This window comes from uncultured Tessaracoccus sp. (genome assembly GCF_947255005.1).
Classification (GTDB): Bacteria; Actinomycetota; Actinomycetes; order Propionibacteriales; family Propionibacteriaceae; genus Arachnia.
Genome location: NZ_CAMYFI010000021.1, coordinates 1 through 24,990 on the forward strand (window position 1 = coordinate 1; position 24,990 = coordinate 24,990).

The 24,990-nt window shown below is 65.5% G+C and carries 23 protein-coding genes and 1 pseudogene; 9 read left to right on the forward strand and 15 right to left on the reverse strand.

Annotated features, from left to right (window positions below):
* The 5 genes from Q0X61_RS06310 to Q0X61_RS06330 all read right to left on the reverse strand — a co-directional run.
* Positions 1-752 (reverse strand): hypothetical protein (locus tag Q0X61_RS06310; RefSeq protein ID WP_297741431.1); only part of this gene is annotated, 752 nt, incomplete at its 3' end.
* Between the two features lie 76 nt (positions 753-828).
* Positions 829-1,953, reverse strand: coding sequence for a MalY/PatB family protein (locus Q0X61_RS06315; protein ID WP_297741433.1), 1,125 nt, complete (start codon positions 1,951-1,953; stop codon positions 829-831).
* A 10-nt stretch (positions 1,954-1,963) separates the two neighbouring features.
* Positions 1,964-3,106 carry a hypothetical protein gene (locus Q0X61_RS06320; protein ID WP_297741435.1) on the reverse strand — a complete coding sequence of 381 codons (1,143 nt, stop codon included), beginning with the start codon at positions 3,104-3,106 and terminating at the stop codon, positions 1,964-1,966.
* 519 nt (positions 3,107-3,625) lie between these two features.
* Complete coding sequence (locus Q0X61_RS06325; protein ID WP_297741436.1) at positions 3,626-4,354, reverse strand: DDE-type integrase/transposase/recombinase; 729 nt, start codon at positions 4,352-4,354, stop codon at positions 3,626-3,628.
* Positions 4,351-4,740 carry a hypothetical protein gene (locus Q0X61_RS06330; protein ID WP_297741438.1) on the reverse strand — a complete coding sequence of 130 codons (390 nt, stop codon included), beginning with the start codon at positions 4,738-4,740 and terminating at the stop codon, positions 4,351-4,353. The genes Q0X61_RS06325 and Q0X61_RS06330 overlap by 4 nt, the downstream gene beginning before the upstream one ends.
* Before the next feature lie 213 nt (positions 4,741-4,953).
* Here Q0X61_RS06330 and Q0X61_RS06335 point away from each other — a divergent pair, with 213 nt between their 5' ends.
* From Q0X61_RS06335 to Q0X61_RS06355, 5 genes are all read left to right on the forward strand, one after another.
* Positions 4,954-5,382, forward strand: a complete 429-nt coding sequence (locus Q0X61_RS06335; RefSeq protein ID WP_297741440.1) for a hypothetical protein — start codon at positions 4,954-4,956, stop codon at positions 5,380-5,382.
* Complete coding sequence (locus Q0X61_RS06340) at positions 5,383-6,090, forward strand: ABC transporter ATP-binding protein (protein ID WP_297741442.1); 708 nt, start codon at positions 5,383-5,385, stop codon at positions 6,088-6,090.
* On the forward strand, positions 6,087-6,884 hold the full coding sequence (locus Q0X61_RS06345; RefSeq protein ID WP_297741444.1) for a hypothetical protein: 798 nt from the start codon (positions 6,087-6,089) through the stop codon (positions 6,882-6,884). Before Q0X61_RS06340 ends, Q0X61_RS06345 begins: the two co-directional genes overlap by 4 nt.
* The gene (locus Q0X61_RS06350) at positions 6,884-7,489 is read left to right on the forward strand and encodes a hypothetical protein (protein WP_297741446.1); all 606 of its coding nucleotides are present in this window, start codon (positions 6,884-6,886) and stop codon (positions 7,487-7,489) included. Before Q0X61_RS06345 ends, Q0X61_RS06350 begins: the two co-directional genes overlap by 1 nt.
* Positions 7,490-7,681: 192 nt before the next feature.
* Positions 7,682-7,945 (forward strand): Panacea domain-containing protein, encoded by a 264-nt coding sequence (locus tag Q0X61_RS06355; protein ID WP_297741448.1) that lies wholly within the window; start codon positions 7,682-7,684, stop codon positions 7,943-7,945.
* 172 nt (positions 7,946-8,117) lie between these two features.
* Here Q0X61_RS06355 and Q0X61_RS06360 read toward each other — a convergent pair.
* Positions 8,118-8,683 (reverse strand): annotated as a pseudogene (locus tag Q0X61_RS06360) (transposase); the annotation flags it as partial.
* Between the two features lie 418 nt (positions 8,684-9,101).
* Between Q0X61_RS06360 and ileS the strand changes: the two are divergent.
* From ileS to Q0X61_RS06375, 3 genes are all read left to right on the forward strand, one after another.
* Positions 9,102-12,230 (forward strand): isoleucine--tRNA ligase, encoded by a 3,129-nt coding sequence (gene ileS / locus Q0X61_RS06365; protein WP_297741450.1) that lies wholly within the window; start codon positions 9,102-9,104, stop codon positions 12,228-12,230.
* Between the two features lie 128 nt (positions 12,231-12,358).
* On the forward strand, positions 12,359-12,556 hold the full coding sequence (locus tag Q0X61_RS06370; RefSeq protein ID WP_297741452.1) for a hypothetical protein: 198 nt from the start codon (positions 12,359-12,361) through the stop codon (positions 12,554-12,556).
* Positions 12,540-12,878: a type II toxin-antitoxin system PemK/MazF family toxin gene (locus tag Q0X61_RS06375; RefSeq protein ID WP_297741454.1), complete on the forward strand. Its 339-nt coding sequence runs from the start codon at positions 12,540-12,542 to the stop codon at positions 12,876-12,878. The genes Q0X61_RS06370 and Q0X61_RS06375 overlap by 17 nt, the downstream gene beginning before the upstream one ends.
* A gap of 2 nt (positions 12,879-12,880) precedes the next feature.
* On the opposite strand, the gene Q0X61_RS06380 is transcribed toward Q0X61_RS06375, so the two are convergent.
* From Q0X61_RS06380 to Q0X61_RS06390, 3 genes are all read right to left on the reverse strand, one after another.
* A complete protein-coding gene (locus Q0X61_RS06380; RefSeq protein WP_297741456.1) occupies positions 12,881-13,876 on the reverse strand; it encodes a Gfo/Idh/MocA family protein in 996 nt (331 codons plus the stop codon).
* A 126-nt stretch (positions 13,877-14,002) separates the two neighbouring features.
* Positions 14,003-15,079 carry a GNAT family N-acetyltransferase gene (locus Q0X61_RS06385; RefSeq protein WP_297741457.1) on the reverse strand — a complete coding sequence of 359 codons (1,077 nt, stop codon included), beginning with the start codon at positions 15,077-15,079 and terminating at the stop codon, positions 14,003-14,005.
* A gap of 218 nt (positions 15,080-15,297) precedes the next feature.
* Positions 15,298-16,371 (reverse strand): GNAT family N-acetyltransferase, encoded by a 1,074-nt coding sequence (locus tag Q0X61_RS06390; protein ID WP_297741459.1) that lies wholly within the window; start codon positions 16,369-16,371, stop codon positions 15,298-15,300.
* Between the two features lie 287 nt (positions 16,372-16,658).
* On the opposite strand from Q0X61_RS06390, the gene Q0X61_RS06395 reads away from it, so the two are divergent.
* Entirely contained in the window at positions 16,659-17,930 is a 1,272-nt protein-coding gene (locus Q0X61_RS06395; RefSeq protein ID WP_297741461.1) for an aspartate kinase, read from the forward strand.
* A 48-nt stretch (positions 17,931-17,978) separates the two neighbouring features.
* On the opposite strand, the gene Q0X61_RS06400 is transcribed toward Q0X61_RS06395, so the two are convergent.
* From Q0X61_RS06400 to Q0X61_RS06425, 6 genes are read right to left on the reverse strand one after another with little or no spacing between them, the layout of a single operon-like run.
* Entirely contained in the window at positions 17,979-18,566 is a 588-nt protein-coding gene (locus tag Q0X61_RS06400; RefSeq protein WP_297741463.1) for a TerD family protein, read from the reverse strand.
* Positions 18,553-19,536: a hypothetical protein gene (locus tag Q0X61_RS06405; protein ID WP_297741465.1), complete on the reverse strand. Its 984-nt coding sequence runs from the start codon at positions 19,534-19,536 to the stop codon at positions 18,553-18,555. Before Q0X61_RS06405 ends, Q0X61_RS06400 begins: the two co-directional genes overlap by 14 nt.
* Positions 19,533-20,516 (reverse strand): hypothetical protein, encoded by a 984-nt coding sequence (locus tag Q0X61_RS06410; RefSeq protein WP_297741467.1) that lies wholly within the window; start codon positions 20,514-20,516, stop codon positions 19,533-19,535. Before Q0X61_RS06410 ends, Q0X61_RS06405 begins: the two co-directional genes overlap by 4 nt.
* Complete coding sequence (locus tag Q0X61_RS06415; RefSeq protein ID WP_297741469.1) at positions 20,507-22,006, reverse strand: hypothetical protein; 1,500 nt, start codon at positions 22,004-22,006, stop codon at positions 20,507-20,509. The genes Q0X61_RS06410 and Q0X61_RS06415 overlap by 10 nt, the downstream gene beginning before the upstream one ends.
* On the reverse strand, positions 22,006-24,219 hold the full coding sequence (locus Q0X61_RS06420; RefSeq protein ID WP_297741471.1) for a hypothetical protein: 2,214 nt from the start codon (positions 24,217-24,219) through the stop codon (positions 22,006-22,008). Before Q0X61_RS06420 ends, Q0X61_RS06415 begins: the two co-directional genes overlap by 1 nt.
* The gene (locus tag Q0X61_RS06425; protein WP_297741473.1) at positions 24,216-24,989 is read right to left on the reverse strand and encodes a hypothetical protein; all 774 of its coding nucleotides are present in this window, start codon (positions 24,987-24,989) and stop codon (positions 24,216-24,218) included. Before Q0X61_RS06425 ends, Q0X61_RS06420 begins: the two co-directional genes overlap by 4 nt.
* Position 24,990: the final 1 nt, after the last annotated feature.

Here is a 24,990-nt window from a genome sequence, read left to right on the forward strand (position 1 = left end):
TCCGCAAGCTGGTGGGGTTCTACCTCGGGCTCGGGCGACGGCACACCCGCAGCCGCCGCGGCGATGGATGGAGCCGCAGCCGGCTGCGGAGCGAGCGGCTGCGGCAGCGTCTTGGCGTCCAGCGTCACGTCGTCAACTGGCCCAGCTGCGGGCTGAGTATCCGCCCAGGGGCTGGGCTTCGCGGCGCCCGGGATTGCTGCGCGAGCAGGCAGGGGGCGCTGACGGCGTCGCACGCCCAACACGGGGATCTTCTCGAGGATTCCCATGGACTCCGCGTCGGGGAGCCGAATGAGCTGGTCTTTCGCCGTCGTCAGCGTTACGGACGACACCAAGGCGGCGCCGACGACGAGCGGCAGCCGTGCCTGGTCTGCCTCAACGGGGGCAAGCTGGATGGTGTAGGTCTGGTCATGGTCGAGCAGCTCCTCCTGCCACGTCACCGCATCCTCACCCTCGGCGACGAGCTCGCCGTCGACATCGAGCAGTTGCACCGCGCCACGGAACAGGCCGTGCAGGCCCGCCTTGTCCCAGAAGAACGCGGCGAAGTCGCGCAGCGAACCGATGCCCACCTCGTGCACGAACTCGAACAGCGCCTCAGGGGTGCGCGTTTCGAGCGTGCCGCGCCACAGGTTCGTCGCGAATGCCGACATCTCGGCGGGCGGGGGTGGCATGATGACCAACGACGTCGGCCCCGACAAGGCCAGCCATTTGCCACTCGTGTAGGCCAGCCGCCATGCAGCCATAGGTAATGCCATGGGTGGCTCCTTTCCTTATCGGCCTCGAACGACTGGACAAACAAACACCAGTCCACCAGGCCACCTAACCAGAAGGCTACGAGTTCCGCACGTTCACCGCTACGGACATCCGTCGAATACCTTCCTCAATAATCTCCCTACTGGTGGCGAGATTCACCCGCACCCATTGCGCAGTTTCCGGCGCGAAGTCTGCACCGAAATTGAAGCGTACCCTGCCCTGCTCGTGGAACAACGCGCCCGGGCTGTCGATGCCAAGCGGCGTGCAGTCCAGCCATGCGAGATAGGTGCCCTCGGCGGGTTCGTAGCGCAACATAGGCAGGTGTTCGCTCAGCAGGTCGGCAAAGAGCCGACGATTGCGTTCCAACTCGCCTTGGAGTTCGACGAGCCACTCGCGGCAGTGCGTGAGCGCCGCCGTGTGGGCGAGCGCACCGAAATGGCTCATCGCCTCGCCGACGTAGCTCGGCATGCGGTGCAACGCGTCGGCGGCGGCGTCACTGGCGAACAGGAGCCCAGCCTTCAAACCAGCGAGGTTGAACGCCTTCGCCGCCGACGTCGACACAATGGCCTTGCCTGGGTCGTCGAGGGCGAGGAAAGGCGTGAACTCCGCACCGTTGAAGGGCGCGTGGATCTCGTCGACGATGACGGTGACGTCATGGCGCCGCGCGAGCTCGGCCACCTGGGCGAGTTCTTCTAGGGTGTGCACCGTGCCGTTCGGGTTGTGCGGTGAGCACAGCAGGTAGGCGCGGGCCCCGTCGGCGAAGGCGTGATCGAGCCCGTCGAAGTCGAGGCGGTCGTCCACCAGCGGCACTTCGACGGGGGTGCGGGCCGTGCCGTTGATGATCTGCCGAAACGGCGGATAGATGGGCGGGTTGAACACGACGCGGTCGCCGGGGGCAGTGACTGCTTCGATGGCGTAGCGCATGCCCTGCATCACGTCGCCGGAACGCGTTGCATTGGCGAGGTTGGGCGTCCAGCCCCAGCGCCACTCAGCGAAATCGGCGAAGGCCTCACGGTAGATTGGCTGCTCTGGGTAGCCGGTGTCGCCGTCGCGCAGCGCCTGCTCGATCCGCTGAGCGACGGGCTCGGGAACGCGGCAGTCCATCTCCGCCACGAACATCGGCAGCACGTCCGGTTCGAAGCGCGTCCATTTAATCGAGGTGCGGCGACGGAGCTCGTCGAGGGGCACATCAAAAATGGCCATGGGATTCCTTTCAGTCGTTCTCGCCCACCGTGAGCGGGAGCTGGCCTGCGATGTCGAGGAGCCACGTCAACAATCCGTCCACGGAGCCGGGTGCGATGGCTTGGGTGGTGATGAGCGCGATGGCGTCGCCGCCAAACCACAGGCGGTCGAACGGGGGTGCTTCGTCAAAGCACTGCCGCAGCTGCGGGCGCAAGAGCAGGCGGGCGCCGTCGGCGTCGTCGGCGCGGATGCGCCAGGTGTAGTCGAACGCCGGGTCGCCAATCTCCAGGTCGCCGGCCCCCATCAGCTCAATCATCACCTCATCGTCTTTGTTCAGCGCGACGACGGGCAGGCGCGTACCGGGGATGCGCACACCCACCACGTTGCGCAGCGGGGAGGCTTGGAAACCGAACACCGGCAGATCGCCGAACTTGCCGACGAAACCGTGCCCGTCGGGTGTCACGGGGAGCTTGTATTTGAGGCGGCTGTGGATGTCCGTCGATGACGCGAACAGCCACTGCCGCTGCGCGGTCCAGGCGCGCCAGGCGTCGGCCGAGGTGCCGAACTGGAAACGTTGCCTGGCCAGGGGGCCCGGGCGCACCAGGGGAGGCTGCGGCACGGGAAGCGCGCGTCCGGCGCCGACGGCGGCCAGCACCCGAACGGGAATGGCGTCGACGATGGTGTGCAGCACCGTGAGGTACTCGTCGACATCCTCGACGGTGAGGTCACGGCGGGTGCTGAACAAGATGGCGTCGCGCTCGAACCACAGGCACTCGAACTCCACCCTGGCGAGCTGGGAGACAACCGCCGGGACGAGCACGTCGCGTGCGAACGCCGGGGAGGAGGCGACGGCCTGCCACTCGACGTCGAAATCACCGCCCACCTCGACGCGAGGACCGTCGAGGGTTTCTAGTACTGAGGCGATACTCAGCGTGGGGAACTGAGCTCCGGGTACGCGAAGCCCGACGACACAGTAGCCGCCCCAGGGGTCGGTGCCTGCTGTGGTGAAAAACGTCAGGCAGGGGTATTCGCCGAAGCGCCCCTCAATGCCCATGGGCACCTCGCGCAGCACCCCCTTGCGCAGACCTCCGCCGCCAAACTGGGCAAGGATGTGGGGCCAGCCGCAGTGAAAAATCCAGCCTCTCGCCGCAGCCCACGCTTGCCAGTCGAACATGCGCACCTCCTTCTCGATTTCCAAGTGTATGCCCGTCCCACACACGCACGAGGCCACGCCGTGCAGCGGGCGCGGGGCGTCGTCGATACGGACTCGGCGTGGTGCCTCATTGTCAAGTCCCCTCGAACTTGGGGTTGTGCCTCAGATAGTTTTCCCCGCGTAACTGGGGTTAGCTGGCGTGTTGTCGGATGCCGCTGATTGGGGGAGTTTGGGTCGGGTTTGTTGTTCGAGTTGGCGGGTTTTGGTGGCGGCGAGTCGGGTGAGTTCTTGTTGGATGCGGGCGATTTCGCGGGGACCGAGGTGCCTCACTGGAAAGTGAGCGCGTGTGGTGGGCTGGTGCCTCACGGATTGTGAGCGCGAGGCTTGTGGTTCATGTTGTTGTTCTGAGTCGTTGTATTGATGGTGTCAAGAATGTCATGTCCAGGCCGCGCGTGGCGGCGAGGGCGTTGGTTTTGTGTTGGGAGAGCTTGATCAAGCGGTGTTGGATCTGGGTGATTCGCCGGGTCAGGTCCGCGGGGTTCACGCCCGCGATGCGGGCTTGTGTGGTGGCTGCTTGTTCGTCGGCGAGGAGGCCGGAGGCGAGCACGCGTTGCCAGGGGTGGCTGGCGTGTCGTAGCGTCGTGTGCGGCGCACTGAGGGGCCGGTGGTGTACCCGATTGGTTTCTTCGTCGGGGTGAAGAAGTTTAATCGCAGTAATACGTGCGGCCAGAGCTCGTTGAGGAGAGCGAGTTCTGCGGACGTGTCGTAGCGCCAGTGGAACGCGTGCTGGCCGACGACGTGGTTGTTCTTGGATTCCACGGTGGCTTGGTCGTTCTTGCGGTAGGGCCGGGACCGGGTCTGTGCGATGTCTTGGGCTTGTAGCCAGTTGGCGACTTCGTGGTTGATGAACTCTGACCCGTTGTCCGAGTCGAATACGACCAGCGGGAACGGGAACCGCTGCCGTAATTGGCTAACGGCCCCGACGATCCACTTCGACGCGTTGTTGCGGATCGTGGCGTTCTCGGTCCACCCGGTGACCAGGCAAGTCATCGTCAGGGTCCTGGCGAACTCTCCGGCGAACGTGGGCCCGCAGTGCGCCACCGTGTCCGCCTCGATCCCTCCCAGCGTGGTCGGTGGTGCGTCCCCGGCCTTGGACAATCCGATCGAGTTGCGCAGCAACGCTGGCGCAGGGGCCCTGGTCGAGATACCCCGTAGCCGCATCCGGTCCCGTGCCGGGTCCAGGTACCGGTCGATGGTCGCCGCGCTCATCGCTTCCAACTCTTCCGCGCGGCGGGGGTCGCGAACGGCTTGTTGTCCAGGTTCCCGGCGTCAGCGAGCAGGGACAGCCACATCGGCAGCATCACGGTCAGATACTTCCCGCAGAGTATGCCCATGAGCGCCCACACGTGTTCCAGCAATGCTCGGGAATCGTCGCTGTAGCCCTTCGGGCGCAACTGGCGCCGGTCGATCTGTTCAGCAGGCGCTGGCAATGCTGGGCCCGTGAGCATCCGCCTGGCCGTGGACCGGCCCATCCCCGTTGTCGACATCACCTCATCGAGGATCTGTCCCCGGTCCGTTTTTGACGCCCGCGCATACGCGGCCCTGAGCTTGTTCGTCACCTGTCGCCTCGCGGCCATCGGAATCTTGCCTTCCACCCGGCAAGCTTCGCGCTCAAACTATCTGAGGCACCAAACCATCCCACGCGCTCAAAGAAGCTGAGGCACGTCGGGGACTTGACAATGAGGCACCACGGTGAGATATTCGAATCAATCACTGTCGCAGATTGGCCGTCAGTCCCGTACGCCTATCGGAATCTCCACGCACCAAAGGGCAGTCGTTCTGCGATTCCTATTGCGAAAGGAACAATGATGTCCCTGAAGAAGAACCTCATCGGCGCGGCCATGGTTGGCTCCTTGGCCCTGGGCGTATTGGCTCCGGTTCCGGATGCAGATGCTGCCTATACCTACTCTGGCAAGACCGTGACGCAGTCGGGAAGGACCGCGGGGTACGCATACGGGAATGTGGCGATGGACATTCTCTACGTCAGGAACAACGCGACTGCGAAGGCGGGGGTCTACAACGGTCGGGGGGTATACGTTCAGGCCTATGCGTGGAACCTCTCGCAGACGGTGTCGGCGCGTAGCCGGAACACCACGAGCACCTCCTACAGGAGTGTCGCAAACAAGGTGAACTACGGCGCACCGACTGGCGGCACGTGGACCGGTGCTACGAAGGTCTGCGTGGATGTCGCTTGGGCGATCGATCCGTGCGGCGCGCAGTCTCAGGGGCGGATCTAGTTGATCGAGACCAACGCGTTGTGCGTCCGGTACCCGCGGACAGCGAAAGCATCGCTGTCCGCGGTCTCAATTTCGGTGTCCGAGGGCGTCACCGCGCTCCTGGGTGCCAATGGCTCTGGAAAGACGACGCTGCTGAGAACGTTGTCGGGAGCACTTGATCCGACTTCGGGCCAAGTGACGATCGATGGCTTGAATCCGTATCTACGGGGAGAGCGCAGGGAAGCACTGCGCAAGATCGCTTTCATGCCTCAAACGGCGGCGGTACCGAGGGAACTCACTGCTGTCGATTTCGTGGCGTACCTCACTTGGATGCGAGATCTTGACCGAAGTGCGGCTCGGGCCCAGGCGATGGAGGCACTTGCCGCTGTGGGATTGGCAAGCCGGGCTGATGACAAGCTGAAGAGATTGTCGGGCGGTATGGTGCGCAGGGTCTGGCTGGCTCAGGCATTGGCGGCGAAGTCTGGCAGTCTCCTGCTGGATGAGCCGAGTACGGGGCTTGACCCACGGCAACGCGCCACGATGGTGGAGCTCATCCGGGAGCGCACTCACGGAGCTGTGTTGTTGTCGAGCCACATCATCGAGGATGTGCTGTCACTTGCCAGCTCGGTGATCGTATTGCGCGAGGGAAAGGTGGTGCACCAAGGGCCACTCACCTCGGAAGTCAACGAGTCTTGGCTGCTCTCATTGATCGGAAACGCTGAGCTATGAGCGCGGTATTCATGTGGGTCAAGGCATCTTGGAAGCTGGTCCTTCCGACCTTGACGATTGCGCAGCTGATGGTGATGTCCAACGTGCGGCCTGTCGACGGAATTCCGTTTGGGTGGCGAGTCGACTGGTCTTGGATGCTGTCCGTTTGGAGCGGTGCGACACTGTTGATGTCTCCAGTGGCTGCCGCGGCTGTCGTCGCGCTGGTGTTGGTCAATGTCAAGCCCGAGATTCAGCAGGTGCTTCCAGCCAATGTGCAGCGATGGAAGCCCGTATTCCACATCTCAGCAGCGGTGGCCGCGCAGGGGTTCGCTGTGCAGCTCAGCGCGCTCACCGTCTGCGGCTTGGTGTGCTGGCTCTGTCAGGCAGATCCACGAGGGCTTACCTTGCCTTGGCAATTGTTCACGGGACCCGCCGCACTCGTCGCCGGCATCGCGGTGGGGTCAGCCGTGGCCATGCTCATCCCATCGTATTGGAGTATCCCCGGCGTCTTGTTCGCGATGTTTCTTGCGCACAGGGTCTTCTTCTGGCACGGCTGGCCGGAGCTGTTCACCATCGAAATGCCCACGTGGATGGTCACCGGGGGACGCCCAATCCCAAGACTCCTGATCGCCACCGTCAGCTTGAACCTCATGACGGCAGTAGCAATCTGGTCCGGGCTGGTCTTCGTTACGCACCGTGGTAAGAACCGACCTTGGCTGGCAATGCTGCTGTGCGTAGCGTGCATCGGCGTTGCACTGGCAATTTACTTGCCCTTCGTGCAGGCCGATGCCTGGGATACCTACGAGCCCATCTGATGAGCGTCTCGGCATCCGCACGGTTGTGGCGATGGCCTGCCTTCGCGTTCGTGCTGGTCGTTGCGATCGTGTGCGTGTTCGCCCTTGGAGACGAAGCCATGGATCTGCCTGGTGCAGATGGGCATCGTTACGTGCGGCAGTTCGTCATCTCATTCATGCCAGTCTTGGGAGCGGTTCTGCTCGTCGACCCCACACCCGAGCTCAGCGCAACTCTGCCGAGGACCTGCTACGTGTATCTCACATTACGTGCGACGACCCTCATGGGGATACTCGTTCCGCATAGCCTCGCATGGTCCATCGCTGACCAGCCAGCCGCCAAGAGCCTCTACGAGGCCGCCATCGCCTGCGTACTGATCTCCTGCTCGATCCTTGCCGTCTCGGTGTGGCAAGCCTCTGGCGTGCTCCTGGCCTCACTCCTGGCGGTGGCATGGCTCCTCGCGGGCGACACTTTGGCCATGCTCCTCGGCTTCGCCGATATCACGGGGAGGGCTTTGCCGGTTTCCTGGTGGCACTGGGCACTTGCCTTGAGCAGTCTCGGTCTTGTCGCCGTCGCAACCCTGCGAGGCGCTGGGCCGACACGCTGGCGCTGTTCAAGCAACCGGTGAGGACTGCTTAGCCGCGGGAGGTTGAATTCGAGGGGAGCAGCGCGCCTCCGGCTCGCAGAGCCCATGCTCCGACAGGGTGCCTCCTGCCGGGAATCTGTCCTCGTCCGAGTTCGCGATGTACCATCGTAAAGAGGGAGACAATCCGCCCGATGCAATTGCAGTTTGATCGTAGAGGCGTAAGGAGGCAGATCGATGACTAGGGCTTTGGACGTGCTGAAGCACATCAACGAGACGAGCCTTCGCCTCGGCGAGGTTCAGCGGCAAAAGCTGCTGTACTACGTGCAAGGTTGGTCCCTCGCGTGGGATGGCGTGCCCATGTTCAAGGATCGAATCGAGGCTTGGAAGATGGGCCCGGTCGTACCCACTGTGTGTCATTGCGGGAGCGTGCGGGACCCTTCCACCCTCAGCCCCACGCAGAAGGCCACAATCGACGCGGTGGTGAAGCACTATCGCTAGTGGAGTGGGAAAGCCTTGAGCGAAAGGACTCACGCTGAACGGCTTTGGCTGGAAGCGCGCGGGGATCTGCCTGCCGATGCCCCCAGCAATGCGGAGGTGACACACGACTCCATGCGCTGTGAGTTCACGCTCCAAAGGAGCTTGTCAAGTCGTTTGTGTAAGTGGTCTGTTTTTAGGTGGTTTGGGGGAATCGTTCGGGGTAGCGTGGTGCGAGTTTGTTGAGGGCTTTGGTCCAGCCTTGGATGGTGGCGCCTTCGACGAGCTTGCCAGGGGGCCTTCCGGTTGGTGCCTTTGGGTAGGCCTGCTTCCTTGGCTCGTTCACGGGCTCGTTTGTCTTCGATGTTGCGGATCGCGAGCCAGAGCAGCTTGACTACCGAGGCGTCGTTGGGGAATTGGCCGCGGTTTTTGATGATTTTGCGCATCTGGTAGTTCAACGACTCGACCTGGTTGGTGGTGTAGATCACCTTGCGGGTCGCGGGCCCAAAATCGAGGAACGGGATGAACCGATCCCAGGCGTCTTCCCAGGTTTTCACCGCCATCGGATATTTCCGGCCCAGGACCGAATCAGCGAACGCGGTCAGCGCCATCAAGGCGTCGTCGTCGTCGACGGCGGTGTAGATCGGTTTGAGCATCGCGGCCACGGCCTTACGATCCGAGTAGGACACGTAGCGCATCAAGGCGCGGATCAGGTAGACCCATACAGGTCTGCACCAGCGCGCCAGGCCAGGTCGCCTCGATACCTGATCCAAGATCAAGCCCTTGTCTGTCTTCGACGCCGCCTCGTACGCAGCAGCGTACTTCTTGGTCACCTCAAAACGAGCCTGCAACGATAACCCCTCACGATCCATACCCCATGATCGCCACCACACCAGTCATTTCGCGAGGAAAAATCTGTGAAGCACGGCCCCTAACATCCGGGGACTATGTGTGAGCCTCGTCGCTCGCTTGAGGAAAGCGCGCAAGTCGGCGCATAATAGGCGGGCACGCAAGGCAGTGATGGGGCAATCACCCCGGAGCCGCCGGAAGAACGGTCGCGAGACTCACTAGAACCGGCAGCGGCAGCGAACCAAGCGGGGCGCATCAGCGCCCAAGAAGGGTGGTACCGCGGGCAGATGCTCGTCCCTTCGTCGACGTGAGATGAGACGAAGGATCGAGCATGACCTACCGCGCAGTGGACACCCAGGTGGACTTCCCCGCGCTCGAGCACGAAGTGCTGCAGCTGTGGCAGGAACAGCACACGTTTGAGCAGTCCCTCGAACGCACCAAGGATGCCGAAACCTGGACCTTCTACGAAGGCCCCCCGACGGCGAATGGCAAGCCGGGCACGCACCACATCGAAGCGCGCGTGTTCAAAGACCTCTTCCCCCGCTACAAGACCATGCGCGGCTTCCGCGTCGACCGCAAAGCCGGCTGGGACTGCCACGGCCTGCCCGTCGAACTCGCCGTCGAGAAGGAGCTGGGTTTCACCGGCAAGGAAGATATCGAGAAGTACGGCATCGAGCCGTTCAACGCGAAGTGCCGCGAATCCGTGCTGCGCCACGTCGACGCCTTCACCGAGCTCACCACCCGAATGGGCTACTGGGTGAACCTCGACGACGCCTACGTCACCATGTCCACCCCCTACGTCGAATCCGTGTGGTGGGCGCTCAAGCAGATCTTCGACAAGGGGCTGCTGGAGGAGGACTACCGCGTCGCGCCATACTGCCCGCGCTGCGGCACCGCGCTGTCGGATCACGAGCTGGCACAGGGCTACGAGGACGTCACCGACCAGTCCATCTACGTGCGCTTCCCCGTCGCGTCCGGCCCGCTCGCCGGCAAGGCCGACTTCCTCGTCTGGACGACGACGCCCTGGACGCTCGTGTCGAACACCGCCGTCGCGGTGCATCCCGAGGTCTCCTACGTCGTGGCGACGAAGGAGGGCGAGCGGCCCGTCGTCGTCGCGGATCCCCTGTTCGACGCTGCGCTCGGCGAGGGCTGGGAGCGCACGGGCGAGGCGTTCGTCGGTCAGGATATGGAGCGTTGGGAGTACACGCGGCCGTTCGACCTCGTCGAGTTCCCCGATAAGGCGCACTTCGTGGTGCTTGCCGACTACGTGACCACCGAAGACGGCACCGGCCTGGTGCACCAGGCACCCGCGTTCGGCGCCGACGACATGGCGATCTGCCGCGCCTACGGGCTGCCGTTCGTGAATCCCATCGACAACCACGGCCACTTCGAGGAAGGCGTGAAGCTCGTCGGGTCGACGTTCTTCAAGGACGCCGACGCCCCACTCATCGACGACCTCCAGGCCCGCGGGCTCATGTTCCGCGTGCAGAGCTACGAGCACAGCTACCCTCACTGCTGGCGCTGCCACACGCCGCTCATCTACTACGCGATGCCGTCGTGGTACGTGCGCACCACCAAGATCAAGGAGCGCCTGCTCGAAGAAAACGAGAAGACGAACTGGTACCCGGACAACGTGAAACACGGACGGTTCGGCGACTGGCTCAACAACAACATCGACTGGGCGCTCTCGCGCAGCCGCTACTGGGGCACCCCGCTGCCGATCTGGCGCAACGTCGACGACAAGGACGACCTGCTCTGCATCGGCTCGCTCGCCGAGCTGGGCGAGCTGGCCGGGCGCGACCTCTCCGAGCTCGACCCGCACCGACCCTTCATCGACGACGTCGAGATCACCCGCGACGGCAAGACGTACCGTCGCGTGCCCGAGGTGATCGACGCGTGGTTCGACTCCGGCTCCATGCCGTTCGCGCAGTGGGGCTACCCGCATGCGCCCGGCTCGAAGGAGAAACTCGAGGCGAACTACCCGGCCGACTTCATCTGCGAGGCGATCGACCAGACTCGCGGCTGGTTCTACTCGCTCATGGCCGTCGGCACCTTGGTGTTCGACGAGTCGAGCTACCGCAACGTCGTATGCCTGGGGCACATCCTCGCCGACGACGGCCGCAAGATGAGCAAGCACCTGGGCAACATCCTCGAGCCGATCCCGCTGATAGACAAGCACGGCGCCGACGCGGTGCGCTGGTTCATGGCCTGCTCCGGCTCGCCGTGGATGGCGCGTCGGGTGGGCGACGCCACCATCGGCGAGACCGTGCGCAAGGTGCTTATCACCTATTGGAACACGGTGAGCTTCCTCTCGCTGTACGCCCGCACCAACAGCTGGGAGCCGACGGGCGACGCGCCCGCCATCGCGAACCGCCACGTGCTGGACCGCTGGCTGCTATCCGCCGCGCACGCGCTCATCCGCGACGTAACCGACGCGCTCGACGACTTCGACACCCAGCGCACCGGCACGCTGATCGCGAACTTCGTCGACCTGCTGTCGAACTGGTACGTCCGACGCTCGCGTCGCCGGTTCTGGGCGGGCGACCCAGACGCGATGTGGACCCTGCACGAGGTGCTCTCCATCGTGACCCGCCTCATGGCGCCGATCACGCCGTTCGTCACCGAGCGCGTGTGGCAAGACCTCTACGTCGCGACGGATCCGGCCGGGCCGTCGTCGGTGCACCTGGCTGCGTGGCCCGAGGTGGACGAGGCGCTGCTCGACGAAGGCCTCGAGGAAGCGATGGCGTTCACCCGTCGCGCCGTGGAACTCGGGCGCGCTGCGCGTGCCGAGTCGAAGGTGAAGATCCGCCAGGCGCTAAAGCGGATGCTGGTGCCGTCGACGGTATTCGCGAAGCTCTCCCCCGAGCTGGTGGAGGAGATCAAGCAGGAGCTCAACGTGGCGGCGGTAGAGACGTTCGCGGAGGCCGGCGACATCGTCGACGTGTTCGCGAAGGGCAACTTCCGCAACCTGGGCAAGCGCTTCGCGCAGCGCACGCCGAAGGTTGCGGCGGCTATCGCGGAGGCTCGCGCGGCGGCGTTGGCCGAGCGCCTGAAGGCGGAGGGCAGGGCCACCGTCGTGGTGGACGGCGAGCAAGTGGAAATCACCCCCGACGATGTGCTCCTCACCGAGCGCCCGCGCGAGGGCTGGTCTGTGGTGAACGAGCAGGGCGAGACGGTGGCGCTCGACCTCGAGCTCACGCCCGAGCTCATCAAGGCCGGGCGGGTGCGCGAGGTGACCCGCGTCGTGCAGGAGGCTCGAAAGCGCGCTGGCTTGGAGGTGTCCGACCGCATCTCGCTGCTGCTCGCGGTGGAGCCCGACTTCGTCGAGGCCGTCGACGAGAACCTCGACCTCATCGCCGGCGAAGTGCTCGCAACGAGCATCCAGCGCGTCGAAGCCCTCGACGAGGTAACCCACAGCGACGACGAACTCGGCATCCGCGTGGTGGTCACCAAGGCCTGAGCGCCCGAGCGCTGCCAGATAGATCAAGTTCGTGGTGGGTAGACCAGCCACGAACTTGATCTATCTTGGCCCTGTGGCGCGTTGCGCGGCGGTGTAGACTGATTGATCTACAACCGTGAGGCGGTGCCATGACTGAAACCACCACGATCCGCGTCAGCCGGGCGACGCATGCGCGCGTCACCAAGCTGGCTGCTGAGCGCAATGAGACCGTCGATCAGCTCGTCAGCGAAGCGCTCCGAGCCCTCCGCCAAGACGCAATGGCGGACGAACTTGCTGAAGAGCTGGGCCCACACGAGACGGCATGGCTGGATGCTGACGCCGGGTGACATCGTCGAGATCGACCTGGGAACTCCTATCGGGAGCGAAGCCGGGCTCATTCGCCCGGCAGTGGTGATCACCGCGGGGCGTGTGCTGCGCGGTGGGCCGAACGTCGTGCAGGTCGTCCCACTCACACGCACGCTCCGGCGTAGCGCGGTGGAAGTCATCATCGATCCCGATCACGGCAATGGACTCGCTGCGCCTTCCGCCGCGCAGTGCCAGCATGTGCGCTCAGTGGCGACGCTTCGAATCCGGCGACGAACGGGCAACGTCGGGCCTGTGTACCTGGCTGAGATCCGTGAAACCCTAGCGATTCTGCTCGACGCGTGACGTCAGCCGAGGTCGACCGTCGCCTCTTCGTAGGTGATGCCCGCCTGGGTGACGCACTCGTCGAGGACGCGCATGACTTCGAGCGAGTCAGCCAACGGCATCGTCGGGCTCTCCGTCGCGCCCTGCTGCACGAGACGCGTGACCTCCGCGAACTGATGCGCATAGCCGCGCCCCACCAGCTTGGTTTCAATCACGCGCGGCAGCGTGCCGGAGCGGTGCACCGAGATGGTCGTCGGGTGGGAGAAGGGCGGCTCCACCTCGATCCATCCCTTCGTGCCCGAGATGATGAACCGGCCGGGCCCGTGGGCGTCGATGGCACTCGTGAGCGAGCTGAGCGCGTCGCCTTCGTGGCGCAACGAGATGCTGGCCGCGGCGTCGACACCGTTCGGGCAAAGCCGGGTGAGGCAGCGCACGTCTTTGACGTTGCCCAGGAAGAACTGCGCGAGCGAGACGGGGTAGACCGCAAGGTCGAGGATGGAGCCTCCGCCCAGTTCCTTCGCGAAGAGGCGGTCGGCGGGGTCGAACTCGTGGCAGATGCTGAAGTCGCCTTGCACGCCGACGACGTCGCCGATCCGTCCCCAGGCGACGACCTCCTTCGCCGCCTGCATAGCCGGCTGGAAGCGCGTCCACAGGCCCTCCATGAGGAACACGCCCCGGCTGCGTGCGGCCTGCACGAGTTTCTGGGCACCTGCATACGTCGCGGTCATAGCCTTCTCAACCAGCACTGCCTTCCCGCGCTCGATCGCGGCGAGCGCGATGTCCAGGTGCTGCGGGTGGGGCGTGGCGATGTAGACCACGTGGATGTCTTCGTCGTCGAGCAAGCTGCGGTACGAACCGTACGCCTTCTGTAGGCCCAACTCCTGGGCCCACTCGTCGGCGCGCTGCTGCGTGCGCGAGGCCACCGCCGTGAGCTCGGCTCCCGCCACCTCGCGGAAGTCCTTCGCCACGGCCCGGGTGATGCGTCCGGTACCAATGATTCCCCAGCGAATCGTATCCATGCCCCCAGCCTAGTCGGGGCGTGCGCACGACGGGCTCGGTTGACCGTTATCCTCCACGTCTGCCGGAAATCGCGGAAAAGCGGGGCTGATCGGCTTCTCGAGGAGGATAACGGTCAACTTGTTCGGCTAGCCCTCTGCCGAAAGCTGCTTCTCGAGAGCCGCCTCACGCAGGATCTCGCGGAACCCGAGCTCCTCGTTCACCCGCAGCATGTGGCGGTTCTCCTCGGCGTTCCACGTGATGATCGCGGTCGCCGTCGGCTCTGCCTCACGCACCTGGAGGATGTTGGCCGCCTTGACGGCCATGCCCAGACGGTGCCCCCGATGCTCGGACAGCACCACGGTGTCCCACTGATCGACGAAGGCCTCGGCGTTGCTGCGGTCACGCAGCAGTTCGTTCAGGGCGACGAGCTGCCCCGTCGGGAGGTGCCGAACAGCAGCCCGGTAGAACCTGTTGCTGATGAGATTTCGCTCGTCGCGCTCGCGGATTCGCTTGGCCGTCCACGTCGTAGGCGTCACGGTGAGCCCACCGGTCGGCACGTCGCGGCTCATGCGTTCAGTGAGCTGGGCCAGATCAGGCAGCAGGGCGTCGTCGGCTAGGCCGCTCCACGTGATCACCTCGTACTCGTCGCCGGCCGCAGACTGGGCCTGCGTGAGCGCGTCGCGTGGGTCGACCAGCGGCGCTGCGAAATCGTAGCGGCTGACGCGTTCTACTTGCCCGAGCTCGAAACCGTCGTTGAGGGCCATTCGAATCCCTGGGTGATCCGCATCCACTGCGCCCACGCCGTGGGCGGGGCTGAGCGTCGCACCCCCAGCGGGCGGGGCCGCCGTGAGCCAACAAGTCAGACGGGAGAGCCCCAAGGAGTGGGCTTGGGCATTGATGGCAGCGAGCAACCCTTTCCCTGCACCCTGCCTACGATGTTCCGGCGCTACGTAGATGGTGAGATCTCCGACTTCGGGCTCATCGACGGTGTTGATGGCGAGATTGCCGTAGCCAGCTGCGACGCCGTCGAGTTCAGCGAGCCAACAGTACCGTTGGATCTCGGTGGTGGCGCGCGCAGATGCGAGGTTGGCTTCGACGTCGACATCCCACTGTGGCCCACCGATCAGCTCATGGTTGTACCTGGAGAACAACTGCATGCGAGCCTGATGATCGGGGTCGAGATGCGTGGCGGGAATGGGGTTGATGGAACGAATAGTGAGCATGAAAATTCCTTGGGTGAGAAGTTGTGGGGTCGCTGGCCTCGCCCGAGCAGGACTCGAGGGCGGGGCGAAATGCTCACTTGCGCATGCGGCAATGGTGGCAGAGCGCCAACCCGCTGGTCAAGTCCTCGAAACGTGACCGTTATCCTCCACGCCTGCGGATAATCGCGGAATCGCGGGGGTCATCGGCAACTCGAGGAGGATAACGGTCAACTTTCTGCCTAGCCCTCCGCCGAAAGTCGCTTCTCGAACCCGCCTCGTCGCAAGATTTCACGGAACCCGAGCCGCTCGTTCACCCGCAACATGTGACGATTCTCCTCGGCGTTCCATGTGAGAATGCTGCACGTTGCTAGCTCCTCCGTGGGCAGCTGCACCAGGTTGGCGGCCTTGACCAGCAGCCCGAGACGTCGGCCGCGATGCGCGGGCAGCACGATGGTGTTCCACTGCTCCCACAACGCCACCGGGTTGTGCCGCGGCTGGGCGAGCTCGCTCATCCCAACGATCTCCCCCGTCGGGCGATGGCGAGCCACGGTGCAGTAATAGTTGAACTCGACGAGCACCTGCCGGTCGCGTTCCCGCACTCGCTCGGCTGTCCACGTCGTCTCCGTCGTGGTCATGTCACCGGACGGCGGGTCCACGCTCATCCGCTGAAGCAGCACCGCCATGCCCTCTTGCAGCTCGTCGGGGGTCTCCCCCGTCCAGGAGATGACCTCGTACTCGTCGCCAGCCGCCGCCTCGGCCTCACGCAGCGCGTCCCTCGGATCGACGAGCGGGCTCGCCGCGTCGTACCGGCTGATGCGCTCCACCTGGCCCAGCCTGAAGCCACCCCGAAGCGCCAACCGCACCCCCGGATGGTCGGCGGGCAGCTCCCCAACACCGTGGCGCGGGCTCACCGTTTTCCCTCGTGGGACGGGGGTTGCAATCCAGCTTTCGAGGCGATCCAGGCCGAGAGATGCAGCCTGCTCGCCCACGACGTCGAGCAGCGCCGCGCCAATCCCTCGGCCTCGATGCTCCGGCGAGACGAAGACGAGCACGTCGCCCGCATCGGGTGCATCGACGGTGTTCACAGTGAGATTCGCAAATCCGACGGCGTGGCCGTCGATCTCGGCAAGCCAGCGATATCGCTGATGTTCGGTGTCGAGGCGTGCCGCGGCGAGTTCCGATTCGGGATCGCCATCCCACTGCGGCCCACCAATGATCTCGTGATTGTACGCGTCGAACAGGCCTGTCCTGGCCTGGTAGTCGGGGTCGAGATGCGTGGCGGGGATGGGGTTGACCAAACGAACAGTGAGCATGATGGTTCCTTGAGTGAGAGGGTGTGGGGTCGCTGACCTCGCCCGAGCAGAGCTCGAGGGCGGGGCAACAAGCTCACTTACGCATGCGTTGATAGTGGCATGCCGCTGCAGGTGCGTCAACAACGTTGACCGTTATCCTCCACGAGAAGCTTGTAACCCCTGCTGTTCCGCGATGTTTTGCACGCGTGGAGGATTTCGGTCATCCGGGGATCCCCGACGATGAAACACCGCCGCAACTTCCGTGCCAGGCCCACTAGGCTTGGGCTGGCCAAGAGGAAGGAGCCGGGATGGGACGCATCGTCCAGAAGTTCGGCGGCAGTTCGGTGGCCGACGCCGAATCCATCAAGCGCGTCGCGCGCCGTATCGCCCGCACCCGCGGGGAAGGCAACGAGGTGGTCGTGGTGATTTCCGCGATGGGCGACACCACAGACGACCTCATGGACCTCGCACTCCAGGTCTCCCCCAACCCACGCTCCCGCGAACTCGACATGCTCATCACCACCGGCGAGCGACAGTCCGCCGCGCTGCTGGCGATGGCGCTGTGGGACATCGGCGTCGACGCGAGCAGCTACACCGGTTCTCAGGCAGGCGTGCTCACCACCCCGGTGCACGGCAACGCCCGCATCATCGACGTCACCCCCGGCCGCATCGAGAAGGCCCTCGACGAGGGGAAGGTGGCGATCGTCGCCGGCTTCCAGGGCGTGTCGCAGACCACGAAGGACGTCACGACGCTCGGGCGCGGCGCGTCCGACACCACTGCCGTCGCGCTCGCCGCGTCGCTGGACGCCGACCTCTGCGAGATCTACTCCGACGTTGACGGCATCTACACCGCCGACCCGCGCATTGTCCCGTCGGCTAGGCACATCAGCAAGATCGGCTACGAGGACATGATGGAGATGGCCGCATCCGGCGCCAAGATCCTCCACCTGCGCTGCGTTGAGTACGCCCGCCGCGAGAATGTGCGCGTGCATGTGCGTTCATCGTTCACCGACAAGCCCGGCACCTGGGTGGTCCCCCAGGAAGAACTGGAAGGAACCGACATGGAAGAAGCCATCATCACCGGCATCGCGCACGACCGCGACGACGCCAAGATCACCGTCGTCGGCGTTCCCGACAAGCCGGGCAATGCAGCCACCATCTTTCAGGCCGTCGCGGATGCCGACATCAACATCGACATGGTGGTGCAGAACATCTCCGACCTGAGCGCCGAGCGCACCGACATCACCTTCACGCTGCCCTCTACCGAGGGCCGCAAGGGCGTCGACGCCCTGGAGCGCATCAAGGAAAAAGTGGGCTTCGACCGCATCCGCTACGACGACCAGATCGGCAAGGTGTCCGTCGTCGGTGTCGGCATGCGCTCCCACCCTGGCGTGACCGCCACCTTCTTCAAGGCCCTCGCAGCCGCCGAGGTCAACCTCCAGATGATCTCCACGTCGGAGATCCGCATCTCGGTGATCGTGAGCGCCGACGAGGTGAACAAGGCCGTGCAGGCCGCGCACACCGCGTTCGGGCTCGATGCCGAGGACGTCGCGACGGTGTACGCCGGAACCGGGCGCTAACCGACGCCACCCCGCACCGCCGCGCCCTCCAGCCCGGCGGCGTAGGGCTCAGCCTGGGCGATAGCCGTGGTCGCGCGCAAACGCGCTCGGTCCGCCTGGGTACGCTTCGCCCAGCGCCTCGACGACCCATCCTCCATGGGCGCGCTCAATCTTCCATAGCTCCATGCACCGTTCGTGGGCGTACGCTGCCACCGGCGGCGAGAACACGAACGGCGTATGTGCTGTGGCGAGGTCCATCACGCGCGTTCGGAAAGTGCCGGCGTCCCCCAGCGGCTGGCCGCGCATCACCGCCGTGAGTGCGATCTTCACCGCCACGATGCTCTCGTCAAGCCGATCCAGGTCGACGAGCACCTGCGTCCTGTCGATGCCTGCCTCTTCACCGGGCATCTTCCACGTGACGAAGGCTGAACGCTCGGGCGCCCAACGGTTGCGGCGGTACACGAACGACTGCTGCGAGGGGATTTGACCGTACTCATCGAGCAGCACGGCGCACATGTCGATGTCGAAGTCGGCATCTTCCCAAGTGGCGCCGAACATAATGCGCCCAAGCGGCTGCCCGTCAAACCCTATGCAGGGCTCGGCTGGCTGCCCCACGCGCAACACTTTCGGGCGGTTGCTCGGCTTACTGGCCACCATGGAGCTGCCTCCTCTTCTTCGCTATTGCGGCCTGCAACACGTCGAGCACTCGAAATGGGATGATGCCGCCGCTGCCGACGGATTGCGCGTCCGGCTCCGACCCCAGGGCGGACACGGCGAAGAGACGGTACGGCAGGCCGGCTTGTGCCGCCGCCGAGAGCACCATGCCGGCGCCGAGCTTGTCGAGCAACCCGAGCAGCTCCTCGTGCAGCAGGGAACCGTCGAGTTCCGCGTCGTGGCCCGAGACCATCGACGGGTCGCGTTGCATCGCGGAGCCCGGACGGTTAAAGATGGACTGCCACGGTGCCGCGCGCAGCGTGCGCAGCCGCTGGAGCACGTCGAATTTCGACAGCACCACGGCGAGCACCTGCTCCGGGCCGCCCTGCACGCGCTGTGCGGCGCGCGCCTGCAGCACCTGGCGCAGCACCGTGATGTCGTTGCCGGAGTGGCTCGGCACGGTGACCACACCGTCGAGCACCGCGGAGACGCCGGGCACCTTCAGCGGGTCGATCAAGGTGACGATGAAGTCGGAAAACCCGAGGTAACGGAAGCGCTCATCCGACGGGCTCAGTCGCTCGAAGTCTTCGCCGGCGGCGTCCATCACTGACAGGCAGAACTCGGTGCCCCCGTCGGTGAACTTCCACAGCATGGGCAACAGCGGTTCCTGCTCGGCGGGCGGCGTGGCGCCCAATAGGTTGCGCTGCTGCAGCAATGGCACGCGGTATTTTTCGTGGAAGCGCGCGTGCGTGTCGCCGAGCGGGGTGAGGAATGAGCCCTTGTCAGCCAGGAAATACTCGAACTGATCCATCATCACGCCGATCAGCACCGATTTCCCGACGGTGCGGGCACCCGTGATTGCCATCGACAGCTGGACGGAGTCGAACCAGGCGGCGGGCACGTCGAACCCGCACGCGCACCTGCCCGGCCCGTGCATCGGCTGGAAGCAGCGGGGGCACTGCTGGAGGTTCATGCCTGGCTCCTCGGGAACATCGCGTCGGCCAGGGCCGGCCCGGCATCGTCCAACCCCGCCAGTGAAGCCAGCGAGACCACGCGGGGGAACCCGTCGAACGCGTCCAGCTCCTCTTCCCAGAACTGGGTGGGGCGGTCTTCCGCCCGCGCGCCGTACTTCGATCTGCCCAACGCCACGACGATGCATTCTCTCCCCGCGACGGCGTCGCGCACTTCGCGGTAGTCGACGAAGACCCCGTCGCAGATGATGAGCAGCGGGGCATCGTCGGGCAGCCCTGCGCAGGCCGCTTCCACCGCATCCCCCACGTTCGGCCAGGGGGCGGGTGCGTGGTTCAGCGCCTGTTCCCAGGCGATGGCGTCGTGTTCGAGGGTTGCGGTGACGTCGCGGGGCGGCTGCGTGGCCACCCACCACGCCGAAGGCGCACCGCCGTACGCGGTGGCGGCGGTGCCGAGCACGAGTTCCAGGAACTGGCGGTACGCATTCTCGTCGGCGGTGTGCTGTGACATGGCGGAGCCGTCCAGCACGCACGCCCACTTCGTCGCGTGCCCGGCGCGTTGCGCATGGTTGGTGTGGAACGCCTGACTGCCGCGCCGCATCCACGCCAGCTCCGTGAGGGAGGCTTGCCCGACGAGGTCGGCGATGCGCCCATCGGCGATCTCCACCAGCGAGATCGCCGTGCGGCCTCCGGCATCGACGGGTGGACGCACCACCTCATCACCCGACCCGGAGGCGGCCTTCACCGTCACACCGATGCGGGTGCCCTCGACGAACGCGTTGCCCTCGGTGGGCCGGGCGATCACGATCACGGGTTGGCCCGGCAGCACCACCACCTGCGAGCGCGTGGCGCGGAAGGCGGGCTCGACGGGGCTGCCCAGGGCGTCGACGAGGGCGAGTTCTGCCCCGCTTCGCGTGGTGAGCTGCAGCTCGAGCGCGCCGTCGGGACACGCAATCGGGCCGCCGGTGAGCTGGATCATTGCCATGGTGATTCTCCCAACCACTCCTCAAGGGCCTCGTTGGGGCCGTATCGTTCCTGACTGCGCCGGGCAACACGTCGCACGAGCTCCGGCGCGAGGTCGTCTTGCGTGCGCACAGCATCGACGATGTGCTCCGGGCGCGGCGCCACCCAGGATGCGACGGCGGCGACGGCCCACATGCGTCGGCGATCCTCGGGCGATGCCTGCCCCGCCCGCGTCAGCCACTCGCCCTCGACGCATTCGAGCGAACCGAAGTGGCTCACGGCCCGCAACGCCTCGTCGATCAGGTGGGGCTCAGGCGCCTCGACCCCCTGCGGTTCAGGCGTCGATGCCATCACGCGCTCTGCAGCATCCGGCTTCCCTGTTTCCTTCACCCCGCTCGATTCATCGTAGGGGGACCCAACCGACGGCCCCCCGACGCCGCCATAGATGTCGCTCTGCGTTGGGGCTTCGTCTGCGACCTCCTCTCCCACGCTCGCCGCGAGGTTGCGCAGCTCCGGCCATTCCCGCACCCGCTCACCGACGCCGCCCACCAGCTGGCGAATGGCGTCGTCTTGCCCGAGCAGCAACGCTCCCGGACGGTTGAGCCACGCCACCTTCAGCGCTTGCAGTGACGTGAAGGAGTCGCCCTGGGCTTCCTTCCACAGCCGGTTGACGAGCTCGTCGCGGTGCTCGAACACGCTGGTCGCGACATCGTCGGGAGCCATCAGAAGATCTGCGACGATCTGCCCCCACGCTTCATGCTCCGCGGGCTCGCCGGCGGCATCGATGACGCCGTCGAGCATGCGCTCCGGCACCGAGGTGTCCGGGGCAACCACCGCGATGAAGAGACCTTTCGGCGCGCGCCTGGCCAGCGAGTCGCTGTTTTCGCCGATGTAGATGCTCCACTCGCGTCCCCAGTCGCTGTCGAGCATCCACAGCATCGCCGAAATCCAGTGCACGCCGGCCCGCACGTCGCCGGTTTTCACAATCAATGGTTGCCTGGTCAGCAGTTTCGCAACTCCCGCCGAGACCACCCAGCGGGCGAGCTGCAACTGCTCAGGATTCGCCCGGAGGAAGGCTGCGACGGTCGGCCACCCCGAGGGTGGCGTCAGCTGCTCGGGCAGCGTGGCGTCGCGCACCTGCTTCGGCCCCCATGGCAGCACCCAGCCGTCGGCGTCGAACCAGTCGGTGACCCGCAGCGACGCTGAGTGTTCCACCCGCGCGCAATGCGAGACGACGTTGCCCGGACGTTTGGTGTGGTCGACGCCCGCCTCGGCGCTCAGGCACACCGTGAACCCGTCGCCAGAGGGTTCGGCTCTGAACCGACGAGGTCTCGACGCCAGCTGGTCTGCCGTCGGAAATTGCGGCATCGTCGTGGGCATCTGCACGCTGGCGAGCTGCTGCAGCTCCGCGACGCGTTCCGCGCTGATCCCTGGCGTCACCCGCAGCACTCCCCAACCGCCTTGGGTGCGCCCCGCGATATCGTCGCCGGAGCCGTACAGAAGTTGCTCCATCACACCCACATCCTCAAGCTCTGCACCGCAGGGTCGAGCACGGCCACCGTGCCCGTCTCGTCGGCTGGACGGTTGATGAATAGGCGCACGTACATGCCCCTGCCTCCCAGCGGCATGTCACCGACGAACACCCGCTGCTCAGGCGCGAGCGAGACGTGCGCCTCCTTGAGCATGACGCCGTCGCCCGGCTCAAGCGGCAGATGCTGGGAGTTACCGACGAGCACGATGGGGGCGTCGTGCAGTTCGTCGTCGGCGGTGCAGTAGAGCCGATAGGCCGACGGTTGTACGCCGGGGGGTGCGGGCTGCTGGTTGGCCAGGATGGGTTCGAACTCGTAGCGTAGCCGCGTAATGCCGGGGTAGTCGATGGTAATCGGACGCGAGTAGACGGGGCGACCTTCGAGGTACAGCACGCCGACGATGTGCAGCGAACACCCGTTGCTGGGCAGCACGCGGGTGATGCGCATGCCACCCACCTGGTCGTAGTCGTGCTCGGTGAGTTGCGCGATGGGCTCGTTCGTCTTCAGGTCGACGTCCATGCCGCGAGGCGATTGGAAGGCCTGCACGATCGAGACACCGTCGGGCCAGGGGAAGGTGAGTATCTGGGCATCAACGCGTTCGATCACCTGTGCCCATTCGGGTGGCCGCGGAGTCACCATGGTGACGGGGGCACCGGCCCAGACGATGTCGTCGTTGATCCAGTGCACGGCGATGAAGTGGGTGCGCACCCAGGTGGTGTCGACGACGAACTGCTTGATCTGGTGCAAGCCGCCGAGGTCGTCGATGGGGTACGCGATGCGCCGCTCGGGGCTCAGCCCGGCCTGCTCCAGCACCTCCGCGGTGCGCGCCTCGTTCTCTAGGCCCTGCTCAGGGCGCTCCTTCGTCGCGTACAGCACGACGCGCCCGTTCGCCGGGGGCTTCCAGGTGAGGTCGTACGCGCCGGGTGTGGTCTGCGATTCGCGCACGTCGAGCCGAACCTGCTCGGGCGTGGGCGTGATTTCGACGTTAGCCACCACCGGCGACGAGATGCCGGAGCCACCTTCCGCGAGCTGAGCGACGCAGAACACCGCGTAGACGAGGGGTTCGCCCTGCGGCGCTTCGCGGTCGAGGAATCCGCCGCTTTGCACAGCCTCGGCGGGCAGCAGCCGGGACGGATCGTAGGCGACCGGCACCCCGTCCGGGAAGCGCTGCACCTCCACCTTGCTGCCTGGCGGGGCATTCCAGGATGCGGCCACCATCTTGTCGGGCGTGACGCTCAGCTCGAGGCCTGACGGTGGCCACACCACTTCGCTCTTGCCGATGAGGGTGGGCTGCGACTGGGTGGCCTCGAACTGCGTGCCTCCCTGGTAGGCCCACACCGCGAGGTAGGTCACCTGGCCGCGCGCGTGCAGCTGCACGCTGCCGGCGGTGGCCGACGTCACGCCGACGGGCGAGCCCAGATCCGGGGAACCCACCGGCCACGAATCACCCGACTGGACGACGCGGTACAGCGTCACCGGGGCCGGGTTCGGGCAGGGCGTCCACTCCAGCTGCACCCGCCCGTCCACATCCAGGGCCGCCATGTGCCCGATGGGAGTCTGGTTACCCTTGCTCCAGTCGAAGCCCGCGAACCGCACGTTGGACACCCACTCGAATGGGCACGTCGGGTCGGGCTGCGCTGGCTCGGGTTCAGGTTCGGGTTCTGGTTCTGGATTGGGCTCGGGCTGGGGCACAACGACGGGCTCTGGCGCGGAGTCAGGCTCCAATTCGGGAGCTTCCTCGGTGACACTCTCGTCGACGCCTCGACGGGGCTTCACCTCCTCGGCGCCCAGCAGCTGCAGCACCTCGTCGCGAAACTGCCAGAGGGCGGCACCGCCGTTGAGGAGCGCCGTCGTGTACTCCAAATCACGCTTCGAGCGGATCGACGCGGACGCCACCCGCACCAGATCGGCGTCGTCGATACGCGCAACCGACGGCGACTCGTGCTGGTCGCGCCACGCGCACAGCCGCTCGAATCGCTGCCGGTCCCTACTCGGCGCTCCAGGCGCATCGGCGACGGCATCAACGAGCTCGTCGAAGTGTTCCACCACGGCGTCTGGGGTCTCCCAGATCAGCACCTGTGCGACCTTGCGCGAGGTGATGTCGAAGTGGGCGAGCACGTCGAGGTCGAGCGGCGAAATACCTGCCCGTGATTCTTGGTTGTAGGCACCCAGCTTGGCCCTGCGTACAGACGTCACCAGCCGGCCCCCGTGTTGGTCGGCCACTGCTGTTGCGGAGGTGCCCAGCCTGGCTGCGGGGCGTCACCGGGCATTCCTGAGCCGGGCATGGGCTGGCCTTGCGGCGGCTGGGGAATCGTCGACGGTGGCTCCGGGGCCGCTTCGACCCGCAGTCCGAGCGGCAGCAGCACGGTGCACACGTAGGCGACGATCAGCGCGATGAGCGCAATCCATCCGCCGGGGCCGACATTGAGGTGCGCTGCAACCTTGTCCTGGGCGTCGCGCAGGTCGCTGTTGAACAGGCCCGCCTGCCCCCACAGGTGCACGAGCGCCGCAAGCATGCCCGCCGCGAGCGAGATGATGATGCCCATGACGATGGCGACGCTGAGGTCGCCGCCTCGACGGATACCCACCGCACCGGCGATGAGCGCCAACGCTAGCGCCACGATGATGATGGCGAGCACTATCGAATCGCGCGGCGCGTAGCCGTCCACGCCGCCCAGATACTGCGGGTCACCAACCACCCAGTTCGGGAAGATCGAGATGATCGCCATGAACGCAGCCACCACGTACATGCTGATGCAGTAGTGGCCGAGGCCCGTCACTGTGCGCCTGCCGGCAGGCTGACCGTCGACGAAAAACAGCAGCCCCAACCATGGCAGGAACAAGCAGGCGATCGCGGCGAGCGCCAGCGACTTACCCGAGCGTTTGGCGAGCGCCAGGCCATGCACGATCGCTGGGATGGCCATGGTCACCCAGACGATCAACCCGACTGTCACGATGTCGTTCACG